Genomic DNA, 19,653 nt, shown 5'->3' on the forward strand with positions numbered 1-19,653 from the left:
TCAGGTGATTTTTTTATTTATTATTTGTCATAGTCTCCAGATATAAATAAGAAAGACTAGAGCAAGTATTAGAACAACCAAAAGTGGTAGGATAAATTTCAACCAGTAAGTTTTTGTTTGTTTTTTTTGGATAGCGTTTTGCTTCTCGTGGAAGGCAGCTTGGACTTTTTTTACGGGTGACTCAGCTACTTTTTTAGCAGTAATGAGTACACGATAAGGTGTTTCGGTGGCGCTGTTACAAGTGATTAAGTAGAGATAATTCGGGCCTTTATCTTGCAGTTCTGAAAGATCAGTTTCTCTAATGATACGGTTGGACTCAACTTTATAAGCATAATAATTATCGAAGTAGCGAACGTATACATCGGCACCGTTTTCTAGCTCTTGAATGCCTCCGAAAAGAAGACTAGAGTCGTACTGTACATGATGACCAATAATCGTCAAGCTATGGGATTCAGGGTTACGATCTGGAAAGAGGCTTACAGTTCCCTGAGCCATATTTTCTTGTGTAAGTCCTACAAAGATGGGTTGACTCACGGCTACGCTTGGTGCAACAATTTGTCCGAGAGCACTTTTGTTTTGATTCACTGAGGCTTTAAGTACATCTTTTAAGCGAGGAGCCTGAATTGGCTCAGGATCAGCTACATCTTTTGGCAAATCTGTTCTTATGGTTTCTATTTTCATAAGTTGAGAATGGGTAGCTATACTAAAATATTTTGAGAAAGGAATAGAAAGTATGCCCAGCATTAGAATTAAGAGCAGAGTAATCAATAATTTTAAACGTTTTTTCTTCATTTTTGTTCCTTTCATATTTTTTTAATCATAGCAAAATGAAAATCTTTTGTAAATATCCTCTTTTATTTTGAATTTGAATGCAGTATTCTTTTAAAGATATAGAAGTTGTAATCCTTTGATTTATAAGGGATTAGAGCATTATTTTTTATTTTTTTTTGTTAAAAAAATATAAAAGAAAAAAGACAGTAAAATAAGATTGACTTAAGAACAAGCCATGTGATTAAATAAGAGTGTGGTTTGAAGTGAGTGACGTCTAACTTCATGACCTCAAATTAAACAAAGCTAAAAGAGTTGGAGGTGAAATGTTAAAGAAAATTTTATGTGTTATTATTCTCCTGACGGTTACAGGTTCTCTGGGGGCTCAAGCTCAAGCAGAAGATGTGACATACAGCAATCGTGACAGTATCGGCTTTGTCGGGGAATATGATTTTAAGGATCAACAGAAAGATAACCAAGATAAAAATAACGGTTTAACTTCATCTGAAAATAGACAAATTGGAAATACAATTCCCAATGCTGGGGATTCAAACTCTTTGCCCTATCTCGTGTTCTCTGCTCTAGGAGGACTGCTCATCATACTTAGTACAAGAAGTATAATCAAAAATAATTACCAACATAACTTAGAAAAAAAGATCTAGAAAGATTTTAGTAGGCGTACACATTATGAACAAAATTATATTGAAATCAACAGCCACATTAGCTACTTTGATGGCTATTGCTCCAATCGCTGCCACATCAGTATTTGCGGCAGATGCAAACTATTCTACTCCAGGAGATGTAGAATTTGTCACAGGCGATACAGGCACAAAACCTGTGGACCCCGAAAATCCAGGAGCAACAGTAGATCCAGAAAACCCAGATCCAAATATTCCAGTATTGCCACCTGTAGAAGTAACAAAAGGTTTGAGCTTGGACTTTGCATCAAGTCTTTCATTTGGACAACAAAAAATTAGTTCAACAGATGAAATTTACTATGCACATGGACAGAAAGTTCTTGATGGAAGCGGTACGGTCAGTGGTATTGTTCCGAACTACGCTCAAGTAACTGATGTACGGGGGACTTTTGCAGGATGGACACTCTCTGTAGCGACAGATGGACAATTCAGAGAAAAAGGTACAGATATGACTGCAACACCTGAAGCGGGCGCTCCTCTTGGAACATACTTGACTGGTGCACAACTTAAGTTCAGTAAAGGTGTATCAAACGGAATAGTTACTGGGGCAAAGCCTTCAAATGTTAATGCTTCAACATTCGCTTTAAGTACTTCAGATCAAGTAATCATGTCAGCTAAGGCTAATGAAGGTATGGGAACTTGGACCTATGCATTAGGAGCTACAGCGGATTACGATGCATCTGCAACAGCAAAAGATGCCGTTGCTACTCAATCACCAATCACACTAACTGTTCCGGGAAGTACAGCTAAAAAAGCTTCAGGCTATACAACAAACCTTATCTGGAAACTTTCGGATACACCAGGAAACTAAAAACTGGTTGATGAAAGGCAGGTAGAATGAAAAAAGAACTCGTATATAGTACAAGCTTGATTCTGGCTGCAATAGTCTGCGCTATTTCTTCAGAAAGTATTACAGCTGAATCTGTAAATTACTCATCGTTTGGTCAAGTTGGTTTTGTTGCTGGAAACGAGATAACGCCTCCTGTCAGTCCAGGACCAGAAGAACCAGGAAAGCCCGTTTCTCCTGTATGGCCTGGAGGAGTTACGCCTCCACCCGGAACACCGGGGCCTCTATCCATAGATTATGCTTCATCGTTTGATTTTGGAATTAATAATATTTCCACTCAAGATAAAATCTACTATGCAAAGTCGCAAAAGTATGCAGATTCGACATTGGAAACACCAAATTATATCCAAATTACCGATAATCGCGGAACGACAGCGGGATGGACTTTAAAAGTTCGAGAAGTAGCCCAATTTCACCAAGAAAATACAGCTGCAAAACATCCAGTTTTAGAAGGCGCAATGCTTTCTTTAGTGAATCCCAAAACAGTTTCCTTGAACGAGGATACACCGCCAACTGCACAAGAAGTGCTTGATCTTGTTCCTGAAAAAGAAACAGTAGTGGCAACAGCCGTAAAAGGTGCTGGTGCCGGTACATGGATTATACGATGGGGCAGTGAACTTGTAGCGCAAGATACACTGAACCAAGCGGAACAACGTGTAAAAGAGAACTTTAGTAAGGATGTTCAGCTTTTTGTTCCGGGAAAAACGGTTAAGGAGGCGGCTTCTTACACCACACAACTGAATTGGATTCTTTCTGAACTTCCTCAGAATGGATGAAAATCATACAAAAATAAAGAATAAGGAAAAATAAAAATGAAAACTAAAAAGATTATTTCTCTCGCAGCACTTGCTCTAATTGCTTCATCTACTGGAGCATCAACAGTCTTTGCGGCTGACGGCGGAGTATATAGCTCTGACAGTACAATTACTTATACTCCGGCAAGTGGCCCAACTGATCCAGTTGATCCAGGTAACCCAGGAATTACAGTTGATCCTGAAGGCCCAAAAAACCCTGGTACCGATGGTCCTCTCTCAATTGATTATGCGTCGAATTTTAATTTTGGTACGCAAGAAATCACTTCTGCTGATAAAATATATTTTGCAGCAGCAACAACACTCACGGATAAAACAACACGTCCAAACTGGGTCCAAGTTACAGATAATCGTGGAACACTTGCTGGTTGGTCTCTTTCTCTTCAAGCTTCAGAATTCACAAACGGAAAAACAGGTACAGGTTCTGTATTGAGTGGTGCTACTTTGAAACTTGAAAATGGTCATATTGTTTCAGCTTCCGATGCAGCAGCAGACCAATCGGTAGCTTCTGTAACCTTAACACCTGGAACTTCATCAGGAACAATCCTTGGCGCTACTGCCGGTAAAGGGACAGGTACAAACTTACTTGTGTGGGGAGATGATACAACTAAGGCTTCTTCTGTTTCATTAGCAGTCCCAGGTAAAACAACAAAATTAGCTGATACTTATAAATCAACCCTAACGTGGACATTGACAGATACTCCAGCAAATTAAGTTCTTTAACTTTATGAGCAGCTTTTATGTGAAAGCACAAAAGGAAGATACATATCAAGTAAAGGCGAAACTCACAGCATTGTAAATTTTTCAAAGAATTATATTTCCCTCTCGCAAGAGAGGGAAATAAGGCATTATTTATACAATTATTATTTATCTTCAAAATATCATAATCGAGGTTATACAAAAATGAAAAACTTAAAAAAATGGGTCGCTCTTACAGTTGCACTAACAGGAATGGTTGCCTTTGGGAAACCAGCTTTTGCCAATCAGTTTAACTTTAGCGTGAAAGCAATTCTTCCGGAAAATCAGGCAAGTAAGGCATCATATTTCGATATTCTTATGGCACCAGGGCAAGAACAGACACTTTCTGTAGAACTGAGTAATTCAACGGACAAAACAGTTACTGTTGAGCAAGGTTTAGCAAGTGCAACTACCAATCTAAACGGGGTCGTAGAATATTCGCCAAATAAAATCAAGCCCGATGCTTCATTAAAATATAATATGAAGGACTATGTCAAACTTGATCAAGAAATTGTCCTAGCTCCCAAAACGACTAAAACTATAAAAATCAATGCGAAGATGCCCAATTCAGCTTTTAAAGGCTATATGGCTGGCGGATTGACTTATAAGGAAAAGTCGAGTGAGGACAAAACAACAGACACTAAGGGAATTAGTATTCAAAATGAATATGCTTATGTAGTTGCACTTTTAATGAGTCAATCTCAAGATAAAGTAAAACCAGATTTGAAACTGACAAAAGTTTCTCCTGATCAAGTCAACTATCGTAATGTCATCAATGCTAACTTGCAAAACCCAACAATGGGCTATCTCAATCAAATGCAGTTATCCGCAACTGTTAAGGGACTGGATAATCCGAAGATTGAGTATAAATCAAGCAAAGAAATGATGCAGATGGCGCCAAATTCTAACTTTGACTATCCTATTTCTCTAAATGGTGAGAAATTACAAGCAGGAAAATATCAAATCAAAATGCTGGTACATGGTCAAAAAGACGAGAACGGCAAATATCTTGTTAAAGACGATAAAGGAAATGAAACAAGATATAGATATGAATGGACTTTCACAAAAGATTTCGAAATCGCAGCAGACAAAGCGCGTGAGCTTAATAAAAAAGATGTGACCATAAAAGAAGATAATTCTTGGATGAAATGGTTAATCCTTGCCTTGATTCTCTTACTTTTGATCTTTATCCTCTTCTTTATCCTTTGGAAACGTCGTAAAAAAGAAGAAGACGAAAAAGCAGCTCGTATTGCTGAGCTTGAGCAAAAATTAAATGAAAAAGAAAATAATAACTAAAAAATATTGGCAGTTTTTGATGCTTGATAGTCTAGCTGGGATGTAAGAAGAGAGGTGAAATAAATGCAAAAAAAAATCATCACACATTCACTTTTATTTTTTGTAATATTTCTGTGCGTGATAACAAGTGGAAAAAATGTCCTTGCTCAAGATATTGGTGGTGCAGATTTTTCTGCCCGCCCGATACTTGAAAAACACCAGACAAATGATAAGACAGGCTACTGGTGGCTTGATGTCCAACCTGGCGAAGAAATTAATTTAGAAATTCAGATAAATAATGGCAAGCAGAAAAATACTTTTGACATTACTTCAAATCAAGCTGTTACCAATCCGAACTTCGTGATAGACTATAGTTTAAAAAAAGAGGAAGCTCATAAGTATCTCTCTAGTACGAAACTGTTCGATTTTTATAATAATGTATTCATTGGTGATAGTAAGAAACCTGGCAGTAAAACCATTGTTTTACAAGCGGGAGAATCTAAGAAAATACCAATCAAAATTAAGATTCCTGATTCTTGGAAGAACAATATTTCGATAGGAGGAATCAATGTTACCCGCCGGGCCACAGAGGAAGAGAAAGGGCAAAGCTTAGTGAATATTTATAGCTCAGCTTTTGCGTTGATTCTTCAATCGGGCAGGCAAGACGATTCCTTTTCAGTTTCCTTATCTGCAGCTGATTTGAAAACGGATGAACAGTCTATTCGGCTTCAAAATTACAAAGATACTCTGCAAGAAAAAACAAAACTTCAGGCAACGATAAAAGATCAAAAAGGCATATTATACTCAAGTTTAGATTATAGCTCAGGAACAATTGTTCCCTATGCCAAAATTGACTTACCGCTAAATGTAAAAAAAGAATTAAAAAAAGGGAATGAGTATGAACTGAGTATCAAGGCGACCAAAGAAGATAAAACTTTAAAGGAGACCTACCTTCTCAAAGTTGACGATAAAGGAAAGGTCCAGGTTACATCAGAGCTTACACCGCAAAAAAATAAAAGCTTTCCATTAATAATGCTTAGTCTAGCTGCTTTAGTAATAGGAGGAGCAGGAATAATAATTTATGTAACAAAGAAAAGAAAGGTAAAAAAATGAAAGGGAAAATGAGAATCCTCATCCTAATGTCCTTGATGGCTAGTGCTATTTGGCAACAACACAGTACTAAGGCAGATACAGAGATAGATAAGGATAATGGCACTGCAAATACCTATATTACTGTTACTGCACCCACAACTGATAATCTCTACCTTACACAAGCTCCAGACTTTAACTTTGCAAATACGGAAGCTTCTACAAAAGGTTCTATAACGACAGGAGGTACAGTTCCTTATAATATAGTTAATATCACGGGGAATGCAAACGGATATAATTTGCAACAGAAAATTAGTGATTTCACAGGAACTATTGATGGTCAAGCAACAACGTTACCACTAAAATTCTTCAAAATTACTGTTGCTGACAATGCTTCAGGTACGATAAAAGGGAGTAATGCGGTCAACATTTTGGGACAAGCAGGACGTGTTTTGACGGGGCAAACAAATGCTCAAGGAAACCAAAGCAGTGGAGCTGCAACTGCTGAAATTCAGTTGGATCCAACTCAAACCATAAAACCCGGTGCTTACCAAGCTACGCTTACTAATACACTCGTACAAGGTTTATAAGGAAATAATTTTATGAAAATAAATAAAAAATATATCACTCCACTCTTGATAGCGGGTACGCTTTTGACCTTAACAGTAGTAGGAGAAAAGGCAGACGCGGCAGTATTGACGGGCAATGTGGATACTTCTGGTGCAGTTACAGGGACGGCAGGTGCAACATATTACAGTACGAATAGCTGGAAGGACATGCTGGACACCTATCAGTCTGTCACTCCAACGGCTGCTTCCAATAATACGATTTATTTTGATGTTGTTGGGGATGTAGCAGGTGATACAAGCATTGGCGGTACCGGTTATTCAAGTACAACCAATACAAATAATGGAGTTTCAATTGTTGAAGGTAAAAGTCTATCTATTAATGGTAATGGTCATATGCTCTATTTAGACACTGATACAAATTATACAACAGCGGGCTCAGGATCAGGTGCTGGTGGAGGAACTATTCGCGGCCCATTTCGTGTCCCTAATGCTGGTGTAAGTAGTTCTACAACCTTAGCAGTTAAAAATGCCAGTATAACCAACAATATTACCGGTGGTATATTTCAATCAGTCGGTACAGGAGGATCCGCTCCAACCTTTGTTTATGAAGATGTGACAGTTACAAATGGAGCACCACGCGCAGCAGCTCAACCAATCCGAAATGACAATGGAAAAATACTGTTCTATGGAACCAATACTTTTAATATTCAACAAGATAATAATATGACTTCAGTAGGACTAACGGGAGCTGATAACCAAGGTGAATGGATTCAAGGTGGAAAATGGGTTGAAGTTGTCACGGGAACGACAACCCTAAACCAAAACTGGGGATTTGATCAACCTTATTATACATATTATAATAACTCACATACCATGAAAGTGGATGATAGTGCCCAACTTGTTTGGAATTTAAACGATACTTATTGTATGTATTATGATGACGGGAACAGTGGTCCAATGGTGTGGGACATTGGTAATAATGCTGCTTTCGATATAAAAGGGACAGCTGCTACTGCTGCAAGGTATAGTGGTGGGTGGTTCTACGCTGTTGCTAATAATTCTTGGACGGTAAATATCGGCAATAACGGGAGATTGGCCGTAACAACGGGTGGTGGCCGCATTAATGTTAATGGTTTTACAGGGACCGGTGTTGTCAAATGGAATGTTGGTCAAAATGCAACTTTACTTTTGAACAATTTAAAAACTTCTGGTAGTCTAGTTTATGGAAATCCTGGAACTGGCAGTGGTATAACGTTAGATGATCCTAAAGTAGTGACCCTAAATACCCTAGGAGGATCAGTTTTTGATCCGACTGTGAATTCGAGTAACAATTTTCCTATAACGATAGCAGGAAATGGATTAAGGACTCATACATCAACTACAGCAGCTGTATTTGATGCAAGTCTCCCAGATCTGGTTACACCTAACCAAAATAACCTAAGTACGGGTGATATCTGGTACAGACAAAACACAGGAACAATTACTGGCTTAGGTGCTAATGCCAGTTCTAATTTGGTACCTAATAATTATTCTAGCGCCGATTTAACAGGGATGAAAACTGCCAAATATATATCTTGGTATCAGCCAATAGGCTTCTGGATGGATGCAGCTAAATCATCCATGGCAAGAAGTTTTAATATCTCTTTAAATCCAAATGATAGCAATGGTACACCAGCTGATAGCTCTTGGTCAAATTTAATCAATGGAAATGAGACACAAACATTGGTAGTAGGGGATGATCGAGGACAAGCGCCAAACTTTAATCTTTCGGTAACAATGATGCAAAATAATTTTGCAGATAATATCGACTATTATTGGAGTAATCCTGCCAACCCAGCTGATAACAAAACTTTAGGTACGGGCTTGGCTGTGTCTATCGCCTCAGTAACTTCAGATACAAGTTTACCTTCTTTTATTTCAATGGCGAATGCAGGGCAAAATTACACATTGACTGCTCCACAAACTTCGGGAATAAAAATTAAAGCTAAAAATACACTACTGACACAAACAGGAACACCATCTGGTATCTTTAAATATACCATCGCAGATGGACCAGCATAGGAGGAGAGGAGAAAAATGAAACGATTTTTTATAATGGGCGCAGTTCTGTCTGTTGCTCTTCCAAGTATGCTTGCAGTTAATAGGGTATCAGCAGCAGTGCCAGTTATTGCACCTAAGGCAACAATAACGATTACTCAAAAGCTTACAGCAGGAAATATTATTCTCTCAGAAAGTATGGCAAAAACGCTCACTGAAAGCCAACTTCAATCTTTGATGGAAGTAAAGGGGCAAGACTTAACAGGCCTAAAGCTTGACGGAAATACTTTAGCGACTGCCAATGGCGGGCTAAATGGTAAAGATTATATTGACATTCCAGTTACGTGGTCAACGACAAATGAAACAGCACAAGCGCATCTTGTCGTTGTTTCTGATGATGCAATCATCTCCTCTGATCGTCAGAAAGCGATCAAGGCATACCCGGTAACTTTAGGGCAGGATATCGCTAATACGATTGGAGCTAACAGTGATCAGACAACACTTGATTATTATACGCAAGCAAAAGCTTATCATTCTGACGGAACAGTTAGTTCAGCAGCTTTAGAGGATTCTGCTGCATATTTTACGGCCTTGAAGAATGCTCAATCTAATGACAATATCGATGTGACTTACAATTTTTCGAGCTCAGATAAAAGCATTTCCAAAACTGTTGCCATATCTATCTTTACAGGGAGTCTAAATTTTACTAGTGCACCATCTACAATGGATTTTGGACAGCTAAAAGTTAAAAATAATAATGTGGTTGATTTTCCTGCCTATGATCAGGATCTTGTAGTTACCGATACAAGACAAAGCAGCAAGAATACAGGATGGACAATGTTTGTAAAAGAAAGTCAGCCCTTAGTCGAAGTTGATGCTACGGGTACACCAATTACTGGTGGTCATTCACTAGCTGGGACTTTATTCTTTAGTGCTGATGGCAGCAACCATACCGTACTTTCATCAAGTAATGCTCAAGTACAAAGTCAGCCAAGTGGCACGAATGGTGGAACCTTTAATCTCAGCCAAAATTGGGGAAGTACAACGAAAAAAGGGCTCTATCTTGATGTACCTGTGACCCAACAATATGCAGCAAAATATCAAGGAGAACTGACATGGACATTGTCTGATGTTCCAGGTAATAAATAGAAGGAAAAAGGAGATTTTAAATCTCTTTTTTTTATGGAGAAGAAAACAAGTAAAGTTGTTACGCAAGACGTGTTATAATAGGCTCATGTTAACTTTTTTAATACTAGTGTTGGCTCTCATTTTTTTAGTTCTTATTGTTAGCTTTGGTCTGTTTATATTTATTGAAAATAAAAATCGTAGCATTTGGATTCAACAACCCCAAAGCAATGATCCTCTTTATCCCGAATGGTATGCTTTTATGCAAGCCAAAAAAGAAGAATGGTGTTTACAGACACACGATAATTTAACGCTTAAGGCCTGGTATTTACCAGCGACAAATCCGACAGATAAGACTATTTTGTTGGCTAACGGGTATAAATCTGTCCGAGACAGATATGGTGCTTTTGGTTGGCTCTTTCATGAACTGGGCTACAATGTCCTCATGCCGGATTATCGTGCAGGTGCAAAAAGTCCAGGAAAATTCATTGGTTTTGGCTGGTTAGACCGTAAAGATAACCTAGGCTGGATTAAACAGATTATTGAGAAAAATCCTAAAAGTGAAATCGCAATGTTTGGTATTTCGATGGGAGCCTCTGCAACAATGATGCTTTCGGGGGAAGACTTGCCTGAACATGTTAAGTGTTTTATTGAAGACTGTGGTTATGATACGGTTTGGAACGAGTTGGCCCATAAAGCAAAGCATGATTATCATTTGCCACAATTTCCGCTGATTCACCTCCTTTCTTTTTGGTCTAAACTTTTTGCGGGATACGATTGGAAGGAAGCCTCGTCAATTACGCAATTAAATAAAAATACGAAGCCGTTCCTCTTTATCCACGGAGATCAGGATACTTTTGTTCCCATGGAAATGGTGCACCGAAACTATGAAGCAACGAAAGGGCCAAAGGAAATCTATATTGCAGAAGGTGGTCGACATGTGCGGTCTTACGAAATAGATAAAGAAAAATATCGCGAAGTAGTAGCAAACTTTTTAAAGACTTATTTTTAAGTGAAAGAAAATCGAGGAGGTGTGATGTACATAAGCGCAGAGGAAATAGAGGACTACATAGCACAGTCGCCTAATCCACAACTTTTAAGACAAGTTACGCAGTTGGTTAAGACAGTGTTTCCAGATGAAAACTTGCGTTATTTTGATAATGGAAGAACTTTTTCCGCTCTCGCTTTGGGAGCAAATCCTCATCCAAGTCCAGGATACGAAGAAGCTGGTATACTTAATATTTCTGCTCAAAAAAATTATGTTGCGCTCTATTTTTATGGAAGTAATGTGACTTTACAGGAGCGATTTCCAAAGTCAGTTATAGGACGAGGTTGTTTTCGGATTAAAAATCAAAAGTTTTTCGCAAAATACGAAGAAGATATACGGGAAAGCTTAAAAATGTTAAGTAACGATAAACCGCATGATATGAGGGATTGACGAATATTTGATTGATTTTTTGCTTGCTTTGAGTTATACTTATAGTAAGTATTCTCGGTAGGGATTGGAATGCCAATCCCTTTTATTACGAAATAAGAAAGGTTTTAATTAATAAATAAATGGCAGATATAAAAATTACACCCTTAGGCGGTGTACGCGAATTTGGTAAAAATATGTACTTAGCAGAGGTGAACGAACAAATATTCGTTCTCGATGCTGGTCTGAAATATGCGGACAGTGACATGTTAGGAATTGACTTTGTTATTCCAGACATTGACTATTTAGTTGAAAATGCTGATCGTGTTGCAGGGATTTTCTTGACGCATGGTCATGCCGATTCGATTGGCGCATTACCTTATATCGTTTCTGAATTACGTGTTCCTGTATTTGGGAGTGAGTTGACGATTGAACTTGCGAAGATTAATGTGCGCAATTATGATGGCAGCAAGAAGTTTAAGGATTTCCACGTGGTCAACGAAGAAACAGAAATTGATTTTGGTCAAGCTGTAATTTCCTTCTTTTCAACAACACATACAATTCCAGAATCAATGGGGATTGTCATTGGAACTGACTCCGGAAATATTGTTTATACAGGAGATTTCCGTTTTGATCCAGCAGTTGCGCCTGGCTATCGTACAAACATGCGACGCCTTGCTGAAATTGGAAGCAGTAAAGTCCTTGCTTTACTTTCAAGCTCACCAAATGCTTTGTCAACGGCTCAATCTGCAAGTGAACATGAAATCTACGAAAAAATATTTGATACAATTGATGAAGCACAAGGCCGTGTGATCATTGCTTGTAACGCAGGGAATCTCGGGCGCATCCAACAAGTCGTTGATGCAGCAATCAAGCTCGGACGCCATATCGTCTTTACTGGTCAAGATATGGACCAAATCGTCGAAACAGCAACACGTTTGAAGAAGTTGCAAATCGAAGATAAAAAAGCAATCATTAAACCAAATGAAATCAGTAAATATGCTGATAATGAGCTTGTCATCATTGAAACAGGACGTATGGGTGAACCCTTAAAAGTTCTCGGTGACATGGCACACAAACGCCACAAATGGGTGAAAATCAAAGAAGGCGATGTGGCGTTTGCTGTAACAACTCCTTCAGTAGCTTATGAAACATTAGTGGCACGCATTGAAAATGACGTTTATCGTGCAGGTGGTGTGATGAAGATGTTGGGTGGAGATTTAAAAGTTTCAGGTCATGCCAATGCGCGTGATTTGCAATTTATGATTGATATCTTACGACCTAAAAATCTTATCCCTATTCAAGGTGAATACCGTGAGTTACGTGCACATGCTGAATTAGCCATGGAAATGGGCATGCTTCCAGAGCACATCTTTATTGCGAAAAAAGGGGAATCTGTTTCATTCAACAAAAAAGACGAAATGATTCCTGCAGGTGTTGTACCAGCAGAAAACGTAATGATTGATGGTTCAGGTATTGGGGACATTGGTTCTGTCGTTTTACGAGACCGTAAAGTTTTGTCAGAAGACGGTATTTTCATTGCTGTTATCACTATCAGTAAGAGCGACCGTAAAATTATCAGTCAAACACGTGTACATACGCGTGGCTTTGTCTATGTCAAAACATCACGTGATTTGATGAAAGATGCAGGAAATTTGGTTAATGAAACCGTTGAAAAATATCTTGCAGGAACAACTTTCGATTGGTCAGAACTTAAGGGCGCTATTCGTGATGCTCTTGGTAAATTCCTCTACAACCAAACACGTCGTAAACCAGTTGTTCTTCCTGTCGTGATGGAAGCGCGTGCCCCACAAGAATTAACACGTCGTTACAAGAGCAACAAAAAGAAAGCAAATAAACCCACTGAAAAGTCTGAATAAGACTTCTTCGAGAGGGTTTGTTCAAGAACGTTGAAAAATTATCATATAGTAAAGACCTGTCTTTTGCTATATTTTTTTGATAATGGCAAGTTCCCAGGGCACAGAACTACAGGAGAGTAAGCAAGCGACTTATGCAGAAAAATTTAAAAAATTAACAGCTTTGCAGATTATTTTTATCGCCTTTTTGACTCTTGTCATTGTGGGCGGGACACTGTTGAGTTTACCGATTTCCTCCAAAACAGGACAATTTACTCATCCTGTCGATGCGCTCTTTACAGCTGTATCAGCAACCTGTGTTACAGGTTTAACCGTTATTGATACAAGCGCTCACTGGTCGCTTTTTGGTCAAGTTATCTTACTTTTATTGATTGAAATTGGTGGATTAGGATTTATGACTTTGGTTGTCAGTATCTTTTTATTGCTCAACCAGAAGATGTCGCTTAAGTCCCGCTTGATTATTCAAGAATCATACAGCCTATCTGATATTAGCTCGGGTGTTCGTGTTGTTATCAATGTTTTAATCATTTCTTTTCTTATTCAATTTTGCGGAAGTGTTCTCTTGTCCTTTGCTTTTGTGCCAAAGTTTGGATTGGTTAAAGGTTTATGGTACAGTGTGTTCCATGCTATTTCGGCTTATTGTAATGCCGGCTTTGATTTGTTTGGTAATTCGCTCATGCTTTATGAACATTCTCCTTATGTCTTAATGGTCATCGCCTCGATGATTGTATGCGGCAGTTTAGGTTTTATCGTTATGATGGACCTGCTTAACTACAAAAAGCAAAGAAAATTGTCGTTACATACACGTTTGGCATTAACAACAACAACTTTTCTCATCTTTGGTGGCATGATACTCTTTTTAATCTCTGATTTTGAAAGTGTAAGTAATAACCCAGCAATTTTTACCATGCAGAGTTTATTCTTATCGATTTCTCAGAGAACTGCGGGCTTTTCCATTCAAGAATACACCCTGTTTAGTCAGGCCAGTATCTTTTTGACAATTATGTTGATGATTATCGGTGGTACATCTGGGTCTACAGCAGGCGGTTTAAAAACGACAACAATCGGTGTTCTAGCACTCAATGTTCGTTCAATCATTAAACGTGACAAACATACAAGTTTTAAAAATAGAACAATTCCTCAAAGTGTTGTCAAACAAGCTTATGAGTCTGTTTTTCTCTATTTCTTTATGATGGTTATTGCAACTTTTGCCTTGCTCTTAACCAATCCAAAATTCCGTGTGGATCAGCTCTTGTTCGAAGTTATTTCTGCACTATCGACCGTGGGTTTAAGTATGGGAGTAACTCCAGGACTCAATATCCCAGGTAAAATTATTGTAGGAATTCTTATGTTTATCGGACGCGTTGGTGTTTTTACGATTATTTATTCTCTAAATGCCAAAGACAGTCATGAGTCGCTTTATAAATACCCTGAAGAAAAGGTAATGGTAGGTTAATATGAAATCATTTGTTGTTATAGGTCTGGGACGTTTTGGCTCAGCGGTTGCGAAAACAATCGCCGAAACGGAAGCAGATTTGCTCGTGATTGACCAGAACGAAGATCGTGTCAATCTTTTTAAGGATATGGTTCCTAATGCCATCATTGCCGATGCAAAAGATGAGCGTGTCTTGGACGAGATAGGCATTCAAGATTTTGACGTTGCTATTGTAGCAATAGGTGAAGACATCCAGTCTTCTGTGCTAGTTACTATGCTGGCAAAAGATGCTGGAGTGCCTCAAGTAATAACCAAGGCTGTAGATAAAAATCATTATCGTCTTTTGGAAAAAATTGGCGCTGATCGTGTGGTTCTTCCTGAGGTAGAAATGGGACGGAAGATTGCTGAAAGTTTAATCTTTGAGAATATCAGTAATGTCGTGGACATTGCTGATAATATTGAGTTCGCAGAAGTAAAAGTATGTTCACGTAAAATGAATAATCGGGTTATTTCTGAAATTGATGATTTTAATCATTACGACTTAAACATCAGCTATGTTAAGCATATTAATGGAAAAGTTGAAATAGCCTCAGGATACACTCGACTCATGATTGGGGATTCACTCTTTGTCATTGGTCGTCCTGAAGATATCCAAAAACTTTCTGAACAAAATTAGAATTTTTCCAACTTCTGGTGGATTTAAGCCTCGACAGAATATGGTATAATAAAACTATCTGAATAAAATAATAGAACTGGAATATAAATATGGCTTTTGAAAATTTAACTGAACGTTTGCAAAATGTCTTTAAAAATTTGCGTGGCAAAAAGAAAATTACAGAACAAGATGTAACAGAAATTACGAAAGAAATACGTGTGGCCCTTCTTGAAGCCGACGTTGCTCTTCCTGTAGTGAAAAAGTTTATCAAAGCAATTCGCGAACGTGCGATTGGGACGGAAGTCTCAGAAGCACTGAATCCTGCGCAACAAATTATTTCGATTGTTAACGAAGAATTGACTGCGATTTTGGGTGGCGGCGAAGCTGAGCTGCTCAAATCACCTAAAATTCCAACAATCATCATGATGGTTGGTTTGCAAGGGGCAGGTAAAACAACCTTTGCTGGTAAACTTGCTAAAAAACTTAAAGAAGAACAAAATGCACGCCCAATGATGATTGCGGCTGACGTTTATCGTCCAGCTGCGATTGATCAATTAAAAACATTAGGTGAACAGCTTGATATTCCTGTTTATGATGAAGGAACAGCTGAAAGTCCGGTAAATATTGTTAAAAACGGTCTTGCTCAAGCTCGTGAAGAGCGTAAAGACTATGTCTTGATTGATACGGCAGGTCGTCTCGAAATTGATGATAAACTCATGAACGAGTTGCAAGAGATTAAAGCTCTCGCACAACCAACGGAAATTCTGTTGGTTGTTGATGCCATGACAGGTCAAGTTGCTGCTCAAGTAGCAAAAACTTTTGATGAAAAATTAGATATTAGTGGTGTTATCATTACCAAACTTGATGGTGATACCCGTGGTGGTGCGGCTTTATCTATTCGAGAAATTACAGGTAAACCCATCAAATTTACTGGTACAGGTGAGAAACTGACCGACTTGGAAACTTTCTATCCTGATCGTATGAGCTCTCGTATCCTCGGTATGGGGGACATGTTGACCTTGATTGAAAAGGCTCAAGCGCAGTTTGATGAAGAGCAATCGATGAAGATGGCTGAAAAGATGGCGGAAAACCGTTTTGATTACAGCGACTTTGTGGAACAGCTTGACCAAGTGACAAACATGGGACCAATGGAAGACATTATGAAGATGATTCCAGGCATGTCACAAATGCCAGGAATTGAAAATGTTAAGGTTGATCCGAAAGACATTGCACGTAAACGTGCTATTGTGCTATCTATGACACCAGCTGAGCGTCAATTGGAAGTTGAACTTTCACCCGCTCGTCGTCGACGTATTGCTGCTGGATCAGGAAATAGTTTTATCGAGGTTAACAAGTTCATCAAGCAATTCAATCAGTCTAAAGACATGATGCAAGGCATTATGAACGGCGACATGAATTCAATGATGCAGCAAATGATGGGCGGCGCTGGTGGTAAAATGCCAAACATGAAAAATATGCCTGGAGGCATGCCAGATATGTCCTCTCTAGGAGACTTGCAAGGTCTTATGGGAGGAGGAGGAGCATCTTCCGGAACACCTGATATGAGCTCCATGTTCGGTGGTGGCCTCAAAGGGAAAGCTACACAATTTGCCATGAAACAAGCCATGAAACGGGCGCAGAAAAAAATGAAAAAAGGCAAAAAGAAATAAAATATAAAAGATACATCTTAAGATGTATCTTTTTGCATGCTAAACATGATATAATTTAGAAGCTTGAAAATGTGAAAATACAATTTTTTAATCTATAAAAATTGAAGGATGGGAATTAATGGAATACTACCAAAATTTTATAAAAAATGAAAAACTTAGAAGATGGGTCGTTTTGGCGTTTCTCATTGCTGTACTCTATTTTGTACGAAGCATTCTCCCACTGATGCTCTTGACTTTCGTCTTCAGCTACCTCGCCTATCGTTTTGTCAGCTTTATCGAGCGAAAAATAAAACTTCCTGGTAAAATAAGTGGTTTTATCCTATATGGTGTCATTCTTTTTTTAATCTACTTAGGCATTACGGAATATATTCCCGTATTGGTCAATCAGCTCACGCACCTCATCAATGCAGTAAGTAAGTTTTACCAGAACAACAGCAATGGCGAGAGTGCGCTGATGGATTCGATATATAATCTTTTTAAAGAATACAACTTGGCAGATAAACTGCAAAGCAGTTTGGGGACTTTGGTTGATTATGTAACCAGCTTTGGGAAAGGGTTACTCATTGTCGTTTTCGCTTTCTTAATGAGTTTCTTCTTCACTATTGATCGTAAAGAAACCAATAAATTCTCAGCTCTTTTCTTGGAAAGTGACTTTGCGTGGTTCTTTGAAGACGTCTATTATCTGGCAAGCAAATTCTTTACAGGCTTTGGTGTTGTCTTGGAAACGCAATTTATTATTGCTCTCGTTAATACCGCTTTGACACTTATTGCGTTAAGCTTCATGGGCTTTCCAGAGTTATTGAGTTTGGGCGTAATGATTTTCTTACTGAGCCTTGTTCCCGTTGCTGGTGTACTTGTCTCTTGTATTCCTTTATCCATCATCGGTTATTCTATCGGCGGGATTAGGGATGTCATCTTTGTGTTACTGATGGTTGCTTTAATCCATGCTCTTGAGTCTTATGTCCTCAACCCGCATCTGATGGCCCATAAGACAAAACTGCCTATGTTTTACACTTTCGTGATTCTTTTCTTAGGAGAACATTTCTTCGGTGTTTGGGGCCTTATTGTGGGAATTCCAATCTTTAACTTTGCCCTAGATCTTCTCGGTGTGAAGGAGATTCCCTTTAAAAAACTTAAAAAATAATCAAAAGTGAGCAAGAATTCCGAGCTCACTTTTAATCTGAAAAGGCAGAGCTATAAAAATAGCCAGTAAAATGTTATAATTACAATGCATACTTTTTCTTTTTTAGATGAAAAGAAGAAGATGAGGAATAAGAGAAGTAAACTTATTACTGATATTACTGATAAGAAAAGGATAAAAAATAAATGACACTACCTACAGTAGCCATTGTCGGCCGACCAAATGTCGGAAAATCGACGATTTTTAACCGTATTGCTGGAGAACGTATCTCGATTGTTGAAGATATTCCTGGAGTAACACGTGACCGTATTTATGCCACAGGCGAATGGTTGAACAAAAAATTCTCGCTTATTGATACCGGAGGGATTGAACTTTCGGATGAGCCCTTCATGACACAAATCCGTGCCCAAGCAGAGATAGCGATGGAAGAAGCGGATGTTATCGTAGCTGTTGTGGATGGAGAAACAGGAATTACTGATGCTGATGAACATGTAGCACAAATTCTCTACCGTACAGATAAACCAGTTATCCTCGTTGTCAATAAAGTAGATAACCCTGAGCGCCGAATGGAAATCTTCGACTTCTATTCACTTGGTCTGGGAGAACCTTATCCTGTATCTGCTGTACACGGCTTAGGGACAGGGGACGTTCTTGATGCAATCATTGAAAACCTGCCAACAGAAACAGAAGAAGAAAATCCAGATGTCATCAAATTTAGTTTGATTGGTCGTCCAAACGTTGGTAAATCAAGTTTGATTAACGCTATTCTCGGAGAAGATCGTGTCATTGCCAGCCCTGTCGCAGGTACGACACGTGATGCGATTGATACAAGCTTTACTGATGCAGAAGGGCAAGAATTCCTCATGATTGATACAGCAGGGATGCGTAAATCTGGGAAAATCTACGAAAATACAGAAAAATATTCTGTAATGCGTGCTATGCGTGCTATTGATCGGAGCGACATTGTGCTTATGGTCATCAATGCAGAAGAGGGAATTCGTGAATACGATATGCGGATTGCTGGCTTCGCTCATGATGCAGGTAAGGGAATTCTTCTCGTAGTAAACAAGTGGGATACACTTGAAAAAGACAATTACACTATGAAAAAATTCGAAGACGATATTCGTTGGAAATTTAAATTCCTTGATTATGCACCGATTGTTTATGTTTCGGCTAAAACAGGTCAACGTCTTCATAAGCTTCCAGATATGATTAAGGAAATTCATCATTCACAAAACCTTCGTATTTCAAGTTCTGTCTTGAATGATGTTATTATGGATGCAGTAGCAATTAATCCAACACCGACAGATAAAGGGAAACGTTTGAAGATTTTCTATGCAACCCAAGTTGCTGTTAAACCACCAACATTTGTGGTCTTCGTTAATGAAGAGGAACTGATGCATTTCTCTTATATGCGCTTCTTAGAAAATCAAATCCGTAAAGCCTTTGTCTTTGAAGGTACACCAATTCATTTGATTGCACGTAAACGTAAATAATAAAAAG

At 38.5% G+C, this 19,653-nt stretch carries 18 protein-coding genes; 17 read left to right on the forward strand and 1 reads right to left on the reverse strand.

Translation table 11 applies throughout. From position 1 onward, the window contains the following. Window positions 1-27: 27 nt before the first annotated feature. Window positions 28-807, reverse strand: a complete 780-nt coding sequence (locus LACDD01_RS00325) for a class A sortase (protein WP_231863325.1) — start codon at window positions 805-807, stop codon at window positions 28-30. Window positions 808-1,094: 287 nt separating this feature from the next. Between LACDD01_RS00325 and LACDD01_RS00330 the strand changes: the two genes are divergently transcribed. The 17 genes from LACDD01_RS00330 to der all read left to right on the forward strand — a co-directional run bounded on the left by LACDD01_RS00330 (window position 1,095) and on the right by der (window position 19,646). Then, window positions 1,095-1,430, forward strand: coding sequence for a hypothetical protein (locus LACDD01_RS00330; protein WP_019293368.1), 336 nt, complete (start codon window positions 1,095-1,097; stop codon window positions 1,428-1,430). A gap of 25 nt (window positions 1,431-1,455) precedes the next feature. After that, window positions 1,456-2,277: a WxL domain-containing protein gene (locus tag LACDD01_RS00335; protein WP_061412500.1), complete on the forward strand. Its 822-nt coding sequence runs from the start codon at window positions 1,456-1,458 to the stop codon at window positions 2,275-2,277. 26 nt (window positions 2,278-2,303) lie between these two features. Further along, window positions 2,304-3,089 (forward strand): WxL domain-containing protein, encoded by a 786-nt coding sequence (locus tag LACDD01_RS00340; protein WP_061412503.1) that lies wholly within the window; start codon window positions 2,304-2,306, stop codon window positions 3,087-3,089. A gap of 36 nt (window positions 3,090-3,125) precedes the next feature. Further along, window positions 3,126-3,839 (forward strand): WxL domain-containing protein, encoded by a 714-nt coding sequence (locus LACDD01_RS00345; RefSeq protein WP_061412506.1) that lies wholly within the window; start codon window positions 3,126-3,128, stop codon window positions 3,837-3,839. Window positions 3,840-4,028: 189 nt separating this feature from the next. Then, window positions 4,029-5,159 (forward strand): DUF916 and DUF3324 domain-containing protein, encoded by a 1,131-nt coding sequence (locus tag LACDD01_RS00350; protein WP_061412509.1) that lies wholly within the window; start codon window positions 4,029-4,031, stop codon window positions 5,157-5,159. 63 nt (window positions 5,160-5,222) lie between these two features. Continuing rightward, on the forward strand, window positions 5,223-6,251 hold the full coding sequence (locus tag LACDD01_RS00355; RefSeq protein WP_061412511.1) for a WxL protein peptidoglycan domain-containing protein: 1,029 nt from the start codon (window positions 5,223-5,225) through the stop codon (window positions 6,249-6,251). Next, on the forward strand, window positions 6,248-6,817 hold the full coding sequence (locus LACDD01_RS00360; protein ID WP_061412513.1) for a hypothetical protein: 570 nt from the start codon (window positions 6,248-6,250) through the stop codon (window positions 6,815-6,817). Before LACDD01_RS00355 ends, LACDD01_RS00360 begins: the two co-directional genes overlap by 4 nt. A gap of 12 nt (window positions 6,818-6,829) precedes the next feature. Continuing rightward, window positions 6,830-8,857, forward strand: coding sequence for a hypothetical protein (locus LACDD01_RS00365; RefSeq protein WP_061412515.1), 2,028 nt, complete (start codon window positions 6,830-6,832; stop codon window positions 8,855-8,857). A gap of 33 nt (window positions 8,858-8,890) precedes the next feature. Then, on the forward strand, window positions 8,891-9,982 hold the full coding sequence (locus tag LACDD01_RS00370; protein ID WP_061412517.1) for a WxL domain-containing protein: 1,092 nt from the start codon (window positions 8,891-8,893) through the stop codon (window positions 9,980-9,982). A gap of 85 nt (window positions 9,983-10,067) precedes the next feature. Then, entirely contained in the window at window positions 10,068-10,970 is a 903-nt protein-coding gene (locus LACDD01_RS00375; protein WP_231863327.1) for an alpha/beta hydrolase, read from the forward strand. A gap of 24 nt (window positions 10,971-10,994) precedes the next feature. Continuing rightward, window positions 10,995-11,396, forward strand: a complete 402-nt coding sequence (locus LACDD01_RS00380) for a hypothetical protein (RefSeq protein WP_061412519.1) — start codon at window positions 10,995-10,997, stop codon at window positions 11,394-11,396. 119 nt (window positions 11,397-11,515) lie between these two features. Continuing rightward, window positions 11,516-13,252 (forward strand): ribonuclease J, encoded by a 1,737-nt coding sequence (locus LACDD01_RS00385; RefSeq protein ID WP_061412521.1) that lies wholly within the window; start codon window positions 11,516-11,518, stop codon window positions 13,250-13,252. A gap of 82 nt (window positions 13,253-13,334) precedes the next feature. Then, a complete protein-coding gene (locus LACDD01_RS00390; RefSeq protein WP_231863328.1) occupies window positions 13,335-14,705 on the forward strand; it encodes a TrkH family potassium uptake protein in 1,371 nt (456 codons plus the stop codon). A 1-nt stretch (window position 14,706) separates the two neighbouring features. Further along, entirely contained in the window at window positions 14,707-15,360 is a 654-nt protein-coding gene (locus LACDD01_RS00395; RefSeq protein WP_061412524.1) for a potassium channel family protein, read from the forward strand. Window positions 15,361-15,449: 89 nt separating this feature from the next. Next, the gene (ffh, locus tag LACDD01_RS00400) at window positions 15,450-17,009 is read left to right on the forward strand and encodes a signal recognition particle protein (RefSeq protein ID WP_061412527.1); all 1,560 of its coding nucleotides are present in this window, start codon (window positions 15,450-15,452) and stop codon (window positions 17,007-17,009) included. A 118-nt stretch (window positions 17,010-17,127) separates the two neighbouring features. Beyond that, window positions 17,128-18,153 (forward strand): AI-2E family transporter, encoded by a 1,026-nt coding sequence (locus tag LACDD01_RS00405; protein WP_003134234.1) that lies wholly within the window; start codon window positions 17,128-17,130, stop codon window positions 18,151-18,153. A gap of 182 nt (window positions 18,154-18,335) precedes the next feature. Continuing rightward, window positions 18,336-19,646, forward strand: a complete 1,311-nt coding sequence (gene der, locus LACDD01_RS00410) for a ribosome biogenesis GTPase Der (protein WP_004256153.1) — start codon at window positions 18,336-18,338, stop codon at window positions 19,644-19,646. Window positions 19,647-19,653 lie beyond the last annotated feature (7 nt).

Origin of the sequence: Lactococcus sp. DD01, assembly GCF_001578715.1 — a bacterium.
Taxonomy (GTDB): Bacteria; Bacillota; Bacilli; order Lactobacillales; family Streptococcaceae; genus Lactococcus; species Lactococcus petauri.